The organism is Gordonia humi (assembly GCF_014197435.1).
Taxonomy (GTDB): Bacteria; Actinomycetota; Actinomycetes; order Mycobacteriales; family Mycobacteriaceae; genus Gordonia; species Gordonia humi.
On record NZ_JACIFP010000001.1, the window covers coordinates 2,867,677 to 2,882,591 of the forward strand.

Below are 14,915 nucleotides of genomic sequence, written 5' to 3' on the forward strand. Positions count from 1 at the left end.
AGGTAGTGCGTCGATCCGGTGCCGCTACGCGGTCCGGCGGGGCGTCGGTGCGGTCAGGTAGGCGACCGCGACGTCCCGCTCGACCCTGCTGCCCGGCCGGATCGCCGTGCAGGCGATGACCCGGTGAGCGACCCGACCGGCGGTCCGGGTGTCCTCGACCCAGACCTCGGCCCCGCGCAGGACCCCGGCGGGGCGCCAACACCTCGGGCAGGTCGGGACCGAGTACCCGTCGGGGTCGGCGCCCCGGCGGCCGGTGAGCGTCCTCACGCGGCGCCGCCGTCGTCGTCGCCGTGGGCGTCCTGCCATGCGGCCTCGACCGCGTCGGGGTCCTCGGCGAGGGGGTCCACGGGCTTACCGTCGAACCCGAACGTCGCGGTGCCGTCGGCGATCGCCTGGCGGATGCGCTCGCGGCGCTGCTCGGCGAGCTGGGCCCGCTTGGTCGTCGCCGTGTCCCGCGTGCCGTCGACGTACTGACCGAGCCCTCGGCGGTAACCGGGGGTCGAGCGCCGTTCGGCGTCGGTCTGATCGGTCGGCAGGTATCGGCCGAATCCGTTGTGCGCCATGTCAGTTGGTCCCCTCGGTGAGCAGTGCGACGACGGCGTCCGACGCGCCGAGGTCGTCGAGCGTGGCGTCGATGACGCCCCACGTCGAGGCGAACGTGACGTCGTCGAGTCGAGCGGCGAGGACGTCGGGGCGGCCGTCGACGTTCGGGGCGAACCCGCTCTCGATGGCCTTGCGGGTCCAGTGCAGCGTCCGGGCGATGGTCGTCAGCTGGTCGCGCAGCGAGCCACGACGACCCCACGCGGCGACGGCGTCCGGGCCCTTGCGGATAGCCTCGTCGGCGTCCGACACCCCGGCGAGCGCCGAGACGATGTCGGCGGCCTCGGCCGCGAGGGCCTCGACCTCGGTGCGGATCGAGCCGAGCGCCTGGTCTGCCAGCGCCTCGACGTCGGCGGTCAGGTCGGCGGCGACCTGGTTGGACAACACCCGCCGGGCACGAGCAGCGGCGTCGATCTGCGCCCCTCGCATCTCGGCCTCGGCGATCTCGGCGAGGATGTCGTCGACGGCGTCGCCCGCTGCGGCCTGCTGGCGGGCCTTCGCGACGAGGCGCTCGACCGGGTCGACCGGCGCGGTCACGACGAGCTTGTTCAGCACGCGGTCATACTCGCGAACGCGGCGCTTGATCTGCTCGGCGATCGCCTCCGGCGGGCTCCCGCCGGTCAGCGACGGCCGTCGCGGCGTGCTGGGGGCGTGCTGGGCGATCGAGGCCGCCATGAGGCGATCGCCGTTGGCTGCGGCGGCCCGCTTGTTGTGCTCGGCGATGTCGGCCTTGCTGCCCGGCGCGCGGCGTGCGGCCTGGGCGTCGGCGAACCCGCTGAAGGTGGTGGTCTCGGTGGTGCTGCTGGTCTCGGTGGTGCTGCTGGTCATGGTCAGTTCTCCTGGTAGTTGAATCGGACACCCTGGGCGAAGGTCTGGCGGGCGTCGCTGATGTAGGGCTTCTCTCCGGCGTCGCGCATACGGACGATGCGCTTCGCCATGCGGTCGGCGACTGATCGCTTCATCGGTGCCTTGCCGGTCGGCCACTTCAGGCCGACGCGGCGGGCGATGTCGCCGACCTCGATGCGGTCGCCGAGGGTGAACGGCTCGGTCGTGGTGCTGGTCATGGTCAGTTCTCCTGTTCGGTGAGGTCGACCCACTCGGCGAGGTGCAGGTCGACGGCATCGGCGAGGCCCTGAAGGCGCGCCGACCGCTGTTCCTCGCTCAGGTGCGGGGCGGCCTCGATGACGAACCGGGCGAGGGCGTAGACCGCCGGGGCGAGGCCGATCAGGCCCTCGGGGTCGAGGAACATCGACTCGCCGTTCTGCGAGAGTCGGACGAGGTCGCCGACGACGTCGATGTGCACGCGGTTCGGGATGTTGTCAGCCACGGTCGGCCGCCTTGAAGATCGGGCCGAACACGGACCGGATGACCTGCGCCTGTGCGCGGGTGAGCGGCGGGGCGTCCTTGGCGGCGAGGCGACCGGCGGCCTTGATCTCGTCGAGGGTGAGCGTCGGCGCGGTCATCGCTGACCGCCGAACACGCGCAGGCTGTCGAGCCAGTTGTCGAGGTCGTCGGGGGCGAAGCGCCACCCGCCGCTGATCTGGAACGCGGGGAGCTTGCCGTCGTTGACGGCGCCGCTGATGAACTGGCGTCCGAAGCGGGTGCCTCGGACCGCGACGAGGTAGTTGATCGCCCCGGCGACGCCCTGCACGACGGGCGAGCGTCGGACCTCGGCGAGGACGTCGGGGTCGTCAGACCCTTTGAGGTGGTGAGCGAGATATTCGCGAGAACTCTGCACGGTAATCCAATCGACTGCACCCGCGAGGGGTGCTGCTGTCGATCGGCTCCTCCGGCTTATGGCGGTCCTTGTGAGACCGCGACCCCGTGGGGTCTCGCGCTGCGAGGCTCGTGCTCCACGGTCGAACCCGTGTCCCGAACGGTTCGAGGTGTCTCGAACTGGTACTAACTCAACACTGGTAGGCCGTGTCTGTCAAGCACAGATGTCATCACTTGTCAAGTATGACGTCAATTCTTACAGGGGATCAGCTCTCGTTGAGCCAGGTCAGGGCGACCTTGCTCGGATCGAATACCCGCTTGATGCCTCGCGAGGACATCCGATAGACCTCGACTCGGAGTAGAGACTTTATGATTCTGTTACGTTTCTCGACGTGCAGGTCGATCCATGCGGCGTCGATGTCGTCGGCGTCGAGTAGCTCGCGCAGCTCGGGGAGTTCGTCGGACGCTGCGAGCTGACGGTCGATCGCGGCGAGCTGCTCGCGTAGCTCGGTCGTGATGGTCGCGAGCTGCGACGCGGTCAGGACGCCGTCGGCGAACAGGCCCGCCGCTTCGTCGAGCCGAGCAGTCAGGCCGTCGCGGTTGTCGTTGAGGGCCTTGTGGTCGACGGCGTCGTCGGTCGGCGTGAGCAGCTCGCGCGCGTCGTCCCGCTGTAGCCGGGCGACGATCGCCCCATCGACGTAGGCGTCGAGGCTCGCGGCGTCGGCGGTAGCGCCCCCTCGGCGTGACACCGGCCGGTAGACCGGCGTCGGGTCCTTCGACGTCGCTGCACTGATGCGCATGGGCTCGCCGGACTCGGCGCAGATGTAGGCGCCGCTGCCTTGCCACTTCAGCGCCGTCCCTTTGGCGGTCCGGCGCTTCGGGTTGGTCAGGATCGCCCGGACCGCGAGCAGCTCGTCCCGCTCGACGATCGCGGCGCAGCGGGCCGTGGTGCCGTCGTAGTCGACGAGCCCGGCGTTACGCGGGCGCAGGACGATACGACGGATCGCCGTCGGCGTGAGGGGCTTGCCGGTCGTTGAGACGACCCCCTCGTCGGCACACCAACGGGCGACCGAGCGCAGCGACGCCCCGCCGAGCAGCTCGCGCGTCATGTGGCGCAGCGCCGCCGCTTCGCTATCGCGGACGCTGAGGCCGTCGTCCTCGTATCCGAACGGCCGTCGGCCGCCGAGGAACTTGCCGTCGGCGAGGGCCTGCTGTTTCGCCCGCTGCATCCGCGAGCGGGCGTGCTCGACCTCGTGGGTCGCGACGCTCGCGAGGATGCGGGCCGTCATGCGCCCCGACGGCGATGCGAGGTCGACCGGACCGGACTGCACGGTCGCGACTTGTGCGCCGGACTGCTCGACGACGTTCAAGAACCGTTCTAGTGTCGCGTGTCGTTAATGAGTTGATGGTTTGCGGCTTGCGATAATGGGATATGGCGAATTCTCCGGCCCCGGCGCTGCAATTGCGTGAGGGCGATGCTGCTGAACTGGACCGGCTGTTGCGGTCGACCTCGACGTCGGCGGGCCTGGTGCGGCGTGCGCGGATCGTGTCGCTGGCGGCTGCGGGTGTGGCGAACACGCGGATCAGCGAGGTGGTCGGGACGTCGGTGCCGACGGTCCTCAAATGGCGTGACCGCTATCTTCATGGCGGCCTGGACGGCCTCCTCGATGCTGACCGACCGGGCCGTCCGCGGCATCTCGATCATGCCGAGGTCGTTTCGGCTACGTTGATGCCACCGCCGAAGAAGTACGGCGTCACGCACTGGTCCTCACGCCTGTTGGCCGGCCATTTGGGGATCGGGAACGCCACCGTTGCCCGTGCCTGGCGCGAATACGGGGTTCAGCCGTGGCGGTCGGGAACCTTCAAGTTCTCCACCGATCCCGAACTGGTCGCCAAGGTCACCGACGTCGTCGGCCTGTACCTGGAGCCACCGGAGAACGCGATCGTACTGTGCGTGGACGAGAAATCCCAGATCCAGGCCCTGGATCGGACCGCACCGATGCTCCCGATGCAGCCGGGACAGATCGAACGCCGCACCCACGACTACAAACGACACGGCACCACCACACTGTTCGCCGCGTTGGAGATCGCGACCGGACAAGTCACCGCAGCCGTCAAGCCACGACATCGCCACCAGGAGTTCCTGGCGTTCCTGCGGCAGATCGACCGCGCCTACGGCAACCGGGAACTACACCTGGTGATGGACAACTACGCCACCCATAAAAAGGCTGAAGTCCGCGACTGGCTCGAGCAGCACCCGAACATTCACATCCACTTCACCCCGACCTCCGGCTCCTGGCTCAACCTCGTCGAAGTCTGGTTCGGCATCATCGACCGCCAAGCCATCCGCCGCGGCGTCTTCACCTCAGTCAAAGACCTCAACGCCAAAATCCGCGCCTTTATCAACGGCTGGAACGACCGCAAACACCCCTTCGTCTGGACCACGACCGCCGACGAAATCCTGAAGAAAGCACAACCATAAACTATCTAACGACACGCGACACTAGCTCGATAGTGCGTCGGTGCAGTCGGTCGGCGTGCCAGGCGATGACGGCGTTCGCCTCGCCGGACTCGATCGCGGCGAGCATCCGTTCGTAGCCGGGGCGGGGCTTGCCGCTGTAGGCGCTGATGTCGTTATCGGCCTCGACGCGCAGCACCCGCCAACCGAGGCGCTCGGCGAGGTCGCGGGCGTCCTCGGTCTGGCGGTCGACGCCGAGCCCGGCGCCTTCGCGGTCCTGACTGATGCGGGCGTAGATGATCGCGTTGACTGTGTTCGTGCTGGTCACGACGTCAAGACTACATGTGTCCTATCTCGACATCCGACAAGTCGAAGGTGTCGGCGATGGCCGCCACGGTGTGCCAGTCCCAGTGCGCCACGGCGAGCATGCGCAGGACGAGGAACACCGCGGCGACCGCGGCGCCGGTGCCGAGTTCGATCTGCAGACGTCGGTCGGTCGCCTCCTCGGCGACCTCCTCGACGGACTCGGCGGAGGTCGGATCAGCGCTCACGGCCGCGCAGTTCGGTCGCGAGGACGGCGACCTGGGTGCGACGCTGCATGTCGAGTTTGGCGAGGATGCGCGAGACGTAGTTCTTGATCGTCTTCTCCGCCAGGAACATGCGGTCGGCGATCTGGCGGTTCGTCAGGCCCTCGCCGATCAGGTTGAACACCTCGCGCTCCTGCGTGGTCAATTGCGCGGTCGGATCGGTCGGCTCGCCCTGCCGGAGCTTGGCGAGCAGCGCCGAGGTGCTCTTGGCGTCGAGCAGCGAGCCGCCGTGTCCGACGGTGCGGACCGCGTCGACCAGGTTGTGGCCGAGGATCTGTTTGAGGACGAAGCCGGACGCGCCGGCCAGCACGGCGGCGAGGAGCGCGTCGTCGTCGGCGTAACTGGTCAGCATCAGACAGTGCACCGCCGGGTTCTCGGCGCGGACCTCCCGGCACAGCTCCACCCCGTTGCCGTCGGGCAGACGCACGTCGAGGACGGCGACGTCGGGCGCGGTCGCCGCGATCTGGACCCGGGCCTCGGCGACCGTCGCGGCCTCACCGACCACCGCGAGGTCGGGGGCGGTGGACAGCAGATCGCGGAGACCGCGCCGGACGAGCTCGTGATCGTCGACGAGGAACACGCGGACCGGGCGGCGCGGAGACTGCGGTTGGGCGGTACTCATGGAGGACACATTACCGCAGGTGGGGGCGGGACCCGGGGCCCCGGGAGATCAGGACCTTCGCCCCCGGCGTGGCCGCGCGCGGCACGCGAGAGTGGAGTCATGACCACACTCATCGGCTCACCCATGACCGGATCGGATCTGCTCCGCGAACTGCTTCCCGCATGCGAGATCGAAGTGGCGCGGCACATGCGGATGACGCGGGAGTGGCATCCGCACGACTACGTGCCGTGGGACGACGGGCGGAACTTCGCCTCGCTCGGCGGCGTCGACTGGGATCCGGAGCAGTCGCAGCTGTCGGAGACCGCGAAGGCCGCGATGATCACGAATCTGCTCACCGAGGACAACCTGCCGTCGTACCACCGGGTGATCGCCGAGAACTTCGGTCTCGACGACGCGTGGGGCTTCTGGGTCGGTCGGTGGACCGCGGAGGAGAACCGCCACTCCATCGTCATGCGCGACTACCTCGTCGTGACTCGCGGGGTGGATCCGGTGGAGTTGGAGAACCTCCGCATGGAGCACATGACGCACGGCTTCAACCCGTTGCCCGAGGACGACGGTCAGCGCGATCACAGCTTCGACATGCTGTTCGCGGTCGCCTACGTGTCGTTCCAGGAGCTCGCGACCCGCGTCAGCCACCGCAACACCGGCAAGGCGTGCGGCGACCCGATCGCCGATCGGATGCTTCAGCGAGTCGCCGCCGACGAGAATCTGCACATGCTCTTCTATCGGAACATCGTCTCGGCCGCACTCGATCTGGTGCCCGACCAGGCGATGGTCGCGATCTACGGGATCGTCGCCAACTTCGTGATGCCCGGTTCGACGATGCCGAACTTCCGTCGAAACGCCGTGCTGATCGCCAAGGGCGGGATCTACGATCTGCCGCAGCACATGGACGAGGTCGTGATGCCGGTGCTGCGCAAGTGGCGGATCTTCGAGCGCGACGACTTCGGTCCCCTCGGCGAGATGTACCGGGAGAAGCTCGCCGAGTTCCTCGCCCAGATGGACGTCAAGGTGGCTCGGTTCACCGAGTCCCGGGCGCGGGCCGTCGCCCGTGCCGCGGCCGCGGCGTCCTGATCGGGCGCTGCCCGCCTGGTCGAGCGGAGTCGGGACTCGCGTCCCGACTATCCTGAATACCCATGGTGCAAGCTCATTATCTGGCGGGACTCGACCTGCGTGGACGCAGAGTGGTCGTCGTCGGCGGCGGCGGTGTCGCGCAGCGTCGGATCCCGAATCTCCTCGCGGCCGGGGCCGACGTCCATGTGATCGCGACCGATCCGACGCCCGCCGTCGAGTCCGAGCCCGCGATCACGGTGCACACCCGCGCCTACCGTGCCGGCGATCTCGACGGAGCGTGGTACGCGATCGCGTGCACCGACGATCCGGCGGTCAACGCCGCCGTCGTCGACGAGGCGATCGCCGCGCGGGTGTTCTGCGTGCGCGCCGACGACGGTGCGGCGGGTACCGCGGTCACCCCGGCGTCGGGACATCATCGAGACCTGCAGTTCGGTGTGCTGGCGGGCGGTGACCACCGTCGTTCGGCCGCGGCCCGGGCGGCGATCTCCGCCGCGTTCGCCGACGGGACCTCGCTCACGGTCGACGACGGAGCCCGGCACGCGCCGGGTGTCGCGTTGGTGGGCGGCGGGCCCGGCGCCGACGATCTGATCACGGTGCGCGGTCGCAGGCTGTTGGCCGAGGCGGATGTCGTCGTCGCCGATCGTCTGGCGCCGATCGGTCTGCTCGACGAGCTCGGCCCGCACGTCGAGGTGGTCGACGCGGCGAAGGTGCCGTACGGGCGGGCGATGCGTCAAGAGACGATCAACGAGATCCTCGTCGACCGTGCCCGGGCGGGCAAGTTCGTCGTCCGCCTCAAGGGCGGCGACCCGTACGTCTACGGTCGCGGCTTCGAGGAGCTGCAGGCCTGCGTCGACGCCGGTGTTCCGGTGACGGTGGTGCCCGGAGTGACGAGTCCGATCTCGGCTCCGGAGCTGGCGGGCATTCCGGTGACGCACCGCGGTGTGGCCCACGAGTTCGTCGTCGTGTCCGGTCATGTCGCCCCCGACCACCCCGACTCGCTGACCGACTGGGGCGCGCTCGCGGCGCTGCGCGGGACCATCGTGCTGATGATGGCGGTCAAGCGGATCGACGCCTTCGCACAGGCGCTGCTCGACGGCGGGCGTCCCGGCGACACCCCTGTCGCGTTCATCGAGAACGCCTCTCGACCGGACCAGCGGCTGATCCGGGCCGACCTGGCGCACGCGGCCCGTACCGCGCGCGAGAAGAACCTGATCGCTCCGGCGATCGCGGTGATCGGCCCGGTCGCCGGCTTCACCGACGTCGATCGGGTGGTCGGATCGTGACCGCGCGCATCGTCGGCTGGGGCACCGGCGCGCTGCTGCTGGTGGCCGCCGTCCTCTCCTGGTTCATCGCACCGGTGATCACCGCGGTGCTCGTCGGCGCGGCCGTCGTCATGTCGGTCTGGCAGGTGTACCGGCGTCGCGCGGGGGTCCCGCCGCTCGAGCAGCCGACGTGGGTGACCATCACCGTGCCGTGCACGTTCGGGGCGCTGGCCGTGATCGCGCTCAACGGCTGGATCTACCGGATCTCCGCGGACGCGGGCGGCGACGACACCAATGCGGGCACCCTCATCGGTCTCGGCGCCGGTGTGGTCGGCATGGCCGCCGCCTACGGGTACGGCCGCATCCGCGCGCAGAAGGCTCAGCTCGACGAGGTCGTCGATGTGGATCTCGACGACGACGAGCCGGGCGAGTCCGACGAGGAGTGGTTCTTCCCGCAGGCGAAGTAGGCCGAGCCCGGCGCGGGCCCGGCTCGCTCCGGCGACGCGGTAGCGTCGAACGGAAGCGGGCGAAGGGAGACGATGTGCCCCAGATGCCGGTGACGTTCCGACCTGCGACACAGGACGTGTTCGACGACGTCGAGACGATGCTGGGACCCAAACGCAGACCGGACGCGGTCGCGTGCTGGTGTCTCACGTACCGTCTCGGATTCGGCGAATCGTCGGTGCTCGACGCGGCCGCACGTCGTCGCACCGTGCACGAGATGTGCGGGCAGCACCCGGAACCGGGGATCCTCGGGTACCTCGACGGCGAGGTCGTGGGCTGGGCGGGCGTCGCGCGTCGGAGCCGAGTCCACGGACTCGACGACGAGGCCGCGTATCCGGCGGTCGCAGCGGGAGATCCGTGGACGATCTTCTGCGTCAGGACACGCGGCGGACGCCGTCGGAAGGGCATCGGACAGCAGCTCCTGCACGGTGCGATCGACTTCGCTCGCGGACACGGCGCCGACATCGTCGCCGCCTATCCGGTCGACCCGGCGGAGCGCGTCAGCCCGATCCTGGCCTACCCGGGCGTCCGCGCCATGTACGAGCGGGAGGGGTTCATCGAGGTCGCGCCGGCCGCGCCGGTGCCCGGCGGTCCCTCACGCGTCGCCATGGTCCTCGACCTGCGGTGACCGGCCGTGTCGGCGGGACCGGGTGTGTCGGGATGGCCCGCCCTCAGCCCTGCGTCACCACGGTGATCTCGATCGGCGAGGTGACCTCCACCCGCTGGCCTGCGTCCGAGAGGACCGCGGCCAGGGCGTTCACATCGCGCACGTTTCGACGCGTCCGGACCAACTCGTGGGCGACGAGGCCCTTGTAGTGCTTGTTGAAGTGGCTGACCACCTTGCGGCCGCCGTCCGCGAACTCGGTCACCACCGTCGCGGTGACCGCTCCGGAGACCGGGCCGAGCTTCTGGTAGACGCCCGAGCGCAGATCCACCACGAAGTCGTCGACCGCGTCCAAGGCGGGGGACAGCACGGGCTTCCACGTCGCCCCCAGGGTTCCGAAGCCGGGCAGCTTGGATCCGCCGGACAGCCGGTACGCCGGAATCAGGTCGGCGGCCGAGACGACGCCGAACAGGGCTGAGCCGATCATCAGCCGATCGGCGGCCTTGGCCTTCGACGCACGCGTCATGCCGGGGTAGTCGAGCGCGTCGTAGAGGACGCCGGTGTAGCGGGTGATCGCCGGCCGGGTGGGCGAGGTGAACAGCTCGGCGTTGCGGGCGACCTCGGAGATCGCCGCATCGGTCGTGCCCAGCCCGAGGGCCTCCCGGGACGCCTCCACATTGCCGGAGAGGTCGACCAGAGCGTCGGCGATGCGGCGCCGGACCCCGTTGAGTTCGGGCAGCGACAGCCCGTCGAGGTCGAGCGGGGCCGACGACCCGCCGTCGGACTTGGTCTCAGAGGGAGGCAGGATCACCAGCACGCGACCACCCTAACGAACGGTCGGACCGGCGAACTAAGCTGGTACATCGTGATCACACGCATGTCCGACCTGTTCCTCCGCACCCTCCGAGACGATCCCGCCGACGCCGAGGTGCCGAGCCACAAGCTGCTCGTGCGCGCCGGCTACATCCGTCGCAGCGCACCCGGGGTCTACGCGTGGCTGCCGTTGGGGCTCAAGGTGTTCCGCAACGTCGAGAACCTCGTCCGCGCGGAGATGGACGCGATGGGCGCGCAGGAGATCCTGCTGCCCGCGCTGCTGCCGCGTGATCCGTACGACGCCACCGGCCGGTGGACCGAATACGGTCCCAACCTGTTCCGGCTCAAGGACCGCAAGGGCAACGACATGCTCCTCGGTCCCACCCACGAGGAGATCTTCACACAGCTGGTCAAGGGCGAGTACAGCTCGTACAAGGACCTGCCGGTTATCCTGTACCAGGTGCAGACCAAGTACCGCGATGAGGAACGGCCCCGCGCGGGTCTGCTCCGCGGACGCGAGTTCGTGATGAAGGACTCGTACTCCTTCGACCTCGACGACGACGCGCTGCAGGTCTCCTATGACAAGCATCGGGCCGCATACCAGCGAATCTTCGACCGGCTCGGCGTCGAGTACGTCATCGTCAAAGCGACCGCGGGCGCGATGGGCGGCAGCAGGTCCGAAGAGTTCCTCGCCGTCTGTGAGGTCGGCGAGGACACCTTCGTCCGCAGCACCGAGTCCGATTACGCCGCCAACGTCGAAGCCGTCGAGACGATCGTGCCCGACGCGCTGCCGATCGACGGCCTCCCCGCGGCCGTCTCCCACGAGACCGGCGACACGCCGACCATCGACTCCCTCGTCGAATGGGCCAACGCGACCCTGGACGGCGAGTACACGGCGGCCGACACCCTCAAGAACGTGATGGTCAAGATCCGCAAGCCCGGCGGCGAGTGGGAGATCACCGCGATCGGCGTTCCCGGGGACCGCGAGGTGGACTTCAAACGTCTCGAAGCGTCGGTCGAGCCCAGCGAGGTGGAACTGCTCGACGAGTCGGACTTCGCGAAGAACCCGGCACTGGTCAAGGGGTACATCGGGCCCAAGGGAGTCCAGGGCGCCGAGTTCACCTACCTCGTCGACCCGCGCGTGGTGGACGGCACCTCCTGGATCACCGGCGCCGACGAGAAGGGCCGCCACTACGTGAATCTCGTCGTCGGACGCGACTTCACGCCCGACGGCGTGATCGAGGCCGCGCAGGTGCGCGACGGCGACCCGTCGCCCGACGGCGCGGGCGTCCTCGAATCGGCCAAGGGCATCGAGATCGGTCACATCTTCCAACTCGGCCGCAAGTACACCGACGCCTTCGAACTCGACGTGCTCGGCGAGAACGGCAAGCCGGTCCGCGTCACGATGGGCTCGTACGGTCTCGGCGTCTCCCGCATGGTGGCCGTGCTCGCCGAACAGATGCACGACGAGAAGGGTCTGCGCTGGCCCCGTGAGGTGGCTCCGTTCGACGTCCACCTCGTCATCGCCAACAAGGACGACGCCGCGATCGCCGGTGCGCACCAGCTCGCCGACCTGCTCGACGCGGCCGGACTCCAGGTGCTCCTCGACGACCGCAAGGCCTCGCCCGGCGTCAAGTTCAAGGATTCGGAGCTGCTCGGCATGCCGATCGTGGTGGTCGTCGGACGCGGATGGGCCAACGGGACCGTCGAGATCCGCGACCGCTTCACCGGTGAGGCGACGGAGGTCGCCGTCGACGGTGCCGCCGACGCCGTCGTCGCGACCGTGCGAGGCTGACGCCCGCATCGGATTCGCCTCATCCGGCGACATCCGCGGCACTCCCGAATCGAGCGGATGTCGTCGGCTGCCGCGGATGGATCACAGCCGCGGCTGGATCACGGACAGGCGGCCGGCGGTGTCGAGACGGCTACGACTGCGGTGTCCCCGGCAGCGCGACCGTCGCCGGCGACAGACCGGCCGCCGCACGCCAGAATGCGATGTGCCGCGCGCAGTCGGTGAGCCCGTCGAGACCGAGTCGGCGGACCTTCCCGTCGTCGGCCTGTTCGACGAGCGCCCGATAAGCCACCGCGCAGGTCTGCTCGGCCTGCAGGAGCGCCTTGATCGCTGACTTGTCGTCAGTCACCTCGAACGGCAGCGTGTACCCGGCGGCGGGCACCTCCTGCGCGACGCCGGCGGCCGCGAGGGCGGCGTTGAGCGCATCGCGACGGGTCCGGTGCGCGGCGATGTACTCGGCGACCGCCGCACGGTCGTCGTTCGCGGCGAAGGCGGTGGTCAGACCGTAGGTGAAGATCGCGGCCGACTCGGCGTCGGCGGCTGTGGTCAGGGCGTCGTTCTGGGTCATGCGAGCTGGACCTCCGCGAGAGTCGTGCAGGACGCCGAGACCGAGGCCAGCAGACCCGCCACGAACTCGGTATGGGCCACCGCGTCCGCGCCGGCGGACCGCGCCGACGCGGTCAGTGCCTCGCGCAGGGCGTCGACGGTCGACAGACGGTTCTCGGCGGGGACCGCGATCTGCTCGGCGGACGACGAGTGCACCCTGTCGATCTCGTCACGCAACGCCGTTGCGTGCTCCTTGCGCTGAGCGGCGATCACCTCGAGCGCGGCGGTGTACTCGGTCAGCCGGGGAGCCAACGATTCGGCGGCGCGCTGCTGGCGCAGGGCGGCCTCCACGTGCGGAACAAGCATGTCCGCGAGGTCGCGGGCCTCGTCGGTCGTCGGGCCGCAGGCGGTGGCCGCGGCACCGACCGCCAACGCCGCGGGCAGCACGAGGGCGCCGCGCAGCACGGTGCGCCGGGATGGATACGGGTCAGGGCGGAGGGCGGTCACGTCGTCGAATTCTGCCAGTGCCGCCGATCGACTACACTCAGCAGGCCTGATCGACCGGCGTGTCGCACCTGACGTGCACGCTCCGATCGCATCGACCGCCACCGACGACGAGGAGACATCCCGCCCATGATCAGCGATAAGGCCGAGGCCGTCGGGCTCGTCGTCGACCCGATCATCACCGCGTCCGGATACGACCTCGAAGAGCTCCTGATCCTCACCCCGCCCGGACGGCGAGACGTGCGGATCGTCGTCGATCGCGACGAGGGCGCCGATCTCGACGCCATCGCCGAACTCAGCCGTGACCTCGGCGACGCGCTCGAAGCGGCGGGCACGATGGGGGAGCAGCCCTACGACCTCGAGGTCACCACCCCCGGCATCGGTCGACCGCTGACCCGCACCCGCCACTGGCGGCGGGCCGTCGGGCGCCTCGCGAAGGTCGACTGCGTGATCGACGGGGAGCACACCAGCCTCGTGGCGCGGGTCGGTCGCCTCGTCGGGGACACCGTGACCCTCGTCAAGGCCGACAAGGGACGACTCAGCGTCGTCGACCTCGCACTCGGCGATGTCGAGAAGGCCGTCGTCGACGTCGACTTCCGCAGGCCGGGGGAAGCGGAGCTGCGCGCCTGCGGCCTCGACGACGACGAGATCGCCCGTCGTCGCGCACCCGCCGAGATCTGACGATCGACTACACAACTCAACGAGACAAGCGAATAGGAGTCCCAGCCATGCACATCGACATCAACGCTCTCCGGCTGATCGAAGCCGACAAGGGAGTCTCGATCGACACGGTCATCACCGCGATCGAGACCGCGCTGCTGACCGCCTACCGTCACACCGACGGATTCGAGCCGCACGCACGCATCGATGTGGACCGCAAGACCGGGGCCGTCCGCGTCATGGCGCAGGAGATCGACGGCGACGGCAACCTCGTCCACGAGTGGGACGACACCCCCGAGGGATTCGGTCGGATCGCCGCGACCACCGCGCGGCAGGTGATCCTGCAGCGTCTGCGCGACGCCGAGAACGAGAAGACCTACGGCGATCTCGTCGCCCACGAGGGCGAAGTGGTCGGGGGCGTGGTCCAGGCCGACGCACGACTGAACGCCAAGGGCATCATCGTCGTCCAGATCGGAACCGACGCCAACGCCACCGAGGGCATCATCCCGCCCGTCGAACAGGTGCCCGGCGAGACCTACCGCCACGGCGACCGCATCAAGTGCTATGTGGTGGGCGTGGCGCGCGGCCCCCGCGGCCCGCAGATCACGCTCTCGCGCACCCACCCGAACCTCGTCCGCAAGCTGTTCTCGCTCGAGGTCCCGGAGATCGCGGACGGCTCCGTGGAGATCGTCGCCGTCGCACGCGAGGCCGGGCACCGCTCCAAGATCGCCGTGCACACCGGCGTCGACGGCCTCAACGCCAAGGGCGCCTGCATCGGCCCGATGGGCCAGCGCGTCCGCAACGTGATGAGCGAGCTCTCGGGGGAGAAGATCGACATCATCGACTACGCCGCCGACCCCGCCGTGTTCGTCGGCAACGCGCTCTCCCCGGCGAAGGTGTTGTCGGTCACGGTGATCGACCGCGAGACCAGCGCCGCCCGGGTGATCGTCCCCGACTACCAGCTGTCGCTGGCGATCGGCAAGGAGGGGCAGAACGCCCGGTTGGCCGCGCGGCTGACCGGCTGGCGCATCGACATCCGGTCCGATTCGGGCGACGGCGGCCCGCGCGCCGACACCGCGCCCACTGAGGGAGTCGTCACAGAAGGCGACGTCGTCGACGGCGGCGTGACAGCGCACCCCTCCGATGAGTTAGACTGATCTGTGGCTCCTCGAT

The 14,915-nt window shown here is 69.3% G+C and carries 22 protein-coding genes; 8 read left to right on the forward strand and 14 right to left on the reverse strand.

Annotated elements, in window-relative coordinates:
• Positions 1-24: 24 nt before the first annotated feature.
• The 8 genes from BKA16_RS13080 to BKA16_RS13115 form a co-directional block, all read right to left on the reverse strand.
• Positions 25-267, reverse strand: a complete 243-nt coding sequence (locus BKA16_RS13080) for a hypothetical protein (protein ID WP_183371058.1) — start codon at positions 265-267, stop codon at positions 25-27.
• Entirely contained in the window at positions 264-563 is a 300-nt protein-coding gene (locus tag BKA16_RS13085) for a hypothetical protein (RefSeq protein ID WP_183371059.1), read from the reverse strand. Before BKA16_RS13085 ends, BKA16_RS13080 begins: the two co-directional genes overlap by 4 nt.
• 1 nt (position 564) lies before the next feature.
• The gene (locus BKA16_RS13090) at positions 565-1,428 is read right to left on the reverse strand and encodes a hypothetical protein (protein WP_183371060.1); all 864 of its coding nucleotides are present in this window, start codon (positions 1,426-1,428) and stop codon (positions 565-567) included.
• 2 nt (positions 1,429-1,430) lie between these two features.
• Positions 1,431-1,664 carry a hypothetical protein gene (locus BKA16_RS13095; protein WP_183371061.1) on the reverse strand — a complete coding sequence of 78 codons (234 nt, stop codon included), beginning with the start codon at positions 1,662-1,664 and terminating at the stop codon, positions 1,431-1,433.
• Between the two features lie 2 nt (positions 1,665-1,666).
• Complete coding sequence (locus BKA16_RS13100; protein WP_183371062.1) at positions 1,667-1,927, reverse strand: hypothetical protein; 261 nt, start codon at positions 1,925-1,927, stop codon at positions 1,667-1,669.
• A complete protein-coding gene (locus BKA16_RS13105; protein WP_183371063.1) occupies positions 1,920-2,063 on the reverse strand; it encodes a hypothetical protein in 144 nt (47 codons plus the stop codon). Before BKA16_RS13105 ends, BKA16_RS13100 begins: the two co-directional genes overlap by 8 nt.
• On the reverse strand, positions 2,060-2,338 hold the full coding sequence (locus tag BKA16_RS13110) for a helix-turn-helix domain-containing protein (RefSeq protein WP_183371064.1): 279 nt from the start codon (positions 2,336-2,338) through the stop codon (positions 2,060-2,062). Before BKA16_RS13110 ends, BKA16_RS13105 begins: the two co-directional genes overlap by 4 nt.
• A 244-nt stretch (positions 2,339-2,582) precedes the next feature.
• Positions 2,583-3,686 (reverse strand): recombinase family protein, encoded by a 1,104-nt coding sequence (locus BKA16_RS13115; RefSeq protein ID WP_183371065.1) that lies wholly within the window; start codon positions 3,684-3,686, stop codon positions 2,583-2,585.
• Positions 3,687-3,748: 62 nt separating this feature from the next.
• Between BKA16_RS13115 and BKA16_RS13120 the strand changes: the two genes are divergently transcribed.
• Positions 3,749-4,798, forward strand: a complete 1,050-nt coding sequence (locus BKA16_RS13120) for an IS630 family transposase (RefSeq protein ID WP_183369113.1) — start codon at positions 3,749-3,751, stop codon at positions 4,796-4,798.
• A gap of 1 nt (position 4,799) precedes the next feature.
• Here the strand turns inward: BKA16_RS13120 and BKA16_RS13125 are convergent, their stop codons facing one another.
• From BKA16_RS13125 to BKA16_RS13135, 3 genes are read right to left on the reverse strand one after another with little or no spacing between them, the layout of a single operon-like run.
• Positions 4,800-5,102 (reverse strand): recombinase family protein, encoded by a 303-nt coding sequence (locus BKA16_RS13125; RefSeq protein ID WP_183371066.1) that lies wholly within the window; start codon positions 5,100-5,102, stop codon positions 4,800-4,802.
• Between the two features lie 10 nt (positions 5,103-5,112).
• Positions 5,113-5,325 (reverse strand): hypothetical protein, encoded by a 213-nt coding sequence (locus BKA16_RS13130; RefSeq protein WP_183371067.1) that lies wholly within the window; start codon positions 5,323-5,325, stop codon positions 5,113-5,115.
• Complete coding sequence (locus BKA16_RS13135; protein ID WP_183371068.1) at positions 5,315-5,983, reverse strand: response regulator transcription factor; 669 nt, start codon at positions 5,981-5,983, stop codon at positions 5,315-5,317. The genes BKA16_RS13130 and BKA16_RS13135 overlap by 11 nt, the downstream gene beginning before the upstream one ends.
• A 99-nt stretch (positions 5,984-6,082) precedes the next feature.
• Between BKA16_RS13135 and BKA16_RS13140 the strand changes: the two genes are divergently transcribed.
• The 4 genes from BKA16_RS13140 (at position 6,083) to BKA16_RS13155 (ending at position 9,451) form a co-directional block, all read left to right on the forward strand.
• Positions 6,083-7,057: an acyl-ACP desaturase gene (locus BKA16_RS13140; protein ID WP_183371069.1), complete on the forward strand. Its 975-nt coding sequence runs from the start codon at positions 6,083-6,085 to the stop codon at positions 7,055-7,057.
• Positions 7,058-7,119: 62 nt separating this feature from the next.
• Positions 7,120-8,340 carry a uroporphyrinogen-III C-methyltransferase gene (cobA, locus tag BKA16_RS13145; protein WP_183371070.1) on the forward strand — a complete coding sequence of 407 codons (1,221 nt, stop codon included), beginning with the start codon at positions 7,120-7,122 and terminating at the stop codon, positions 8,338-8,340.
• Positions 8,337-8,786: a hypothetical protein gene (locus BKA16_RS13150; RefSeq protein ID WP_183371071.1), complete on the forward strand. Its 450-nt coding sequence runs from the start codon at positions 8,337-8,339 to the stop codon at positions 8,784-8,786. The genes cobA and BKA16_RS13150 overlap by 4 nt, the downstream gene beginning before the upstream one ends.
• An 83-nt stretch (positions 8,787-8,869) precedes the next feature.
• Positions 8,870-9,451 carry a GNAT family N-acetyltransferase gene (locus BKA16_RS13155; RefSeq protein WP_183373055.1) on the forward strand — a complete coding sequence of 194 codons (582 nt, stop codon included), beginning with the start codon at positions 8,870-8,872 and terminating at the stop codon, positions 9,449-9,451.
• A gap of 43 nt (positions 9,452-9,494) precedes the next feature.
• Here BKA16_RS13155 and BKA16_RS13160 read toward each other — a convergent pair whose 3' ends face one another.
• Positions 9,495-10,244: a peroxide stress protein YaaA gene (locus tag BKA16_RS13160; RefSeq protein ID WP_183371072.1), complete on the reverse strand. Its 750-nt coding sequence runs from the start codon at positions 10,242-10,244 to the stop codon at positions 9,495-9,497.
• Positions 10,245-10,304: 60 nt separating this feature from the next.
• Between BKA16_RS13160 and BKA16_RS13165 the strand changes: the two genes are divergently transcribed.
• A complete protein-coding gene (locus BKA16_RS13165) occupies positions 10,305-12,035 on the forward strand; it encodes a proline--tRNA ligase (RefSeq protein ID WP_183373056.1) in 1,731 nt (576 codons plus the stop codon).
• 130 nt (positions 12,036-12,165) lie between these two features.
• Here the strand turns inward: BKA16_RS13165 and BKA16_RS13170 are convergent, their stop codons facing one another.
• A complete protein-coding gene (locus BKA16_RS13170) occupies positions 12,166-12,600 on the reverse strand; it encodes a ferritin-like domain-containing protein (RefSeq protein ID WP_183371073.1) in 435 nt (144 codons plus the stop codon).
• Positions 12,597-13,085 carry a hypothetical protein gene (locus BKA16_RS13175; protein ID WP_343067416.1) on the reverse strand — a complete coding sequence of 163 codons (489 nt, stop codon included), beginning with the start codon at positions 13,083-13,085 and terminating at the stop codon, positions 12,597-12,599. Before BKA16_RS13175 ends, BKA16_RS13170 begins: the two co-directional genes overlap by 4 nt.
• 126 nt (positions 13,086-13,211) lie before the next feature.
• Here BKA16_RS13175 and rimP point away from each other — a divergent pair, with 126 nt between their 5' ends.
• Both rimP and nusA read left to right on the forward strand, forming a co-directional pair.
• Positions 13,212-13,763 carry a ribosome maturation factor RimP gene (gene rimP, locus BKA16_RS13180; protein ID WP_183371074.1) on the forward strand — a complete coding sequence of 184 codons (552 nt, stop codon included), beginning with the start codon at positions 13,212-13,214 and terminating at the stop codon, positions 13,761-13,763.
• Positions 13,764-13,810: 47 nt separating this feature from the next.
• A complete protein-coding gene (nusA, locus tag BKA16_RS13185) occupies positions 13,811-14,899 on the forward strand; it encodes a transcription termination factor NusA (RefSeq protein ID WP_183371075.1) in 1,089 nt (362 codons plus the stop codon).
• Positions 14,900-14,915 lie beyond the last annotated feature (16 nt).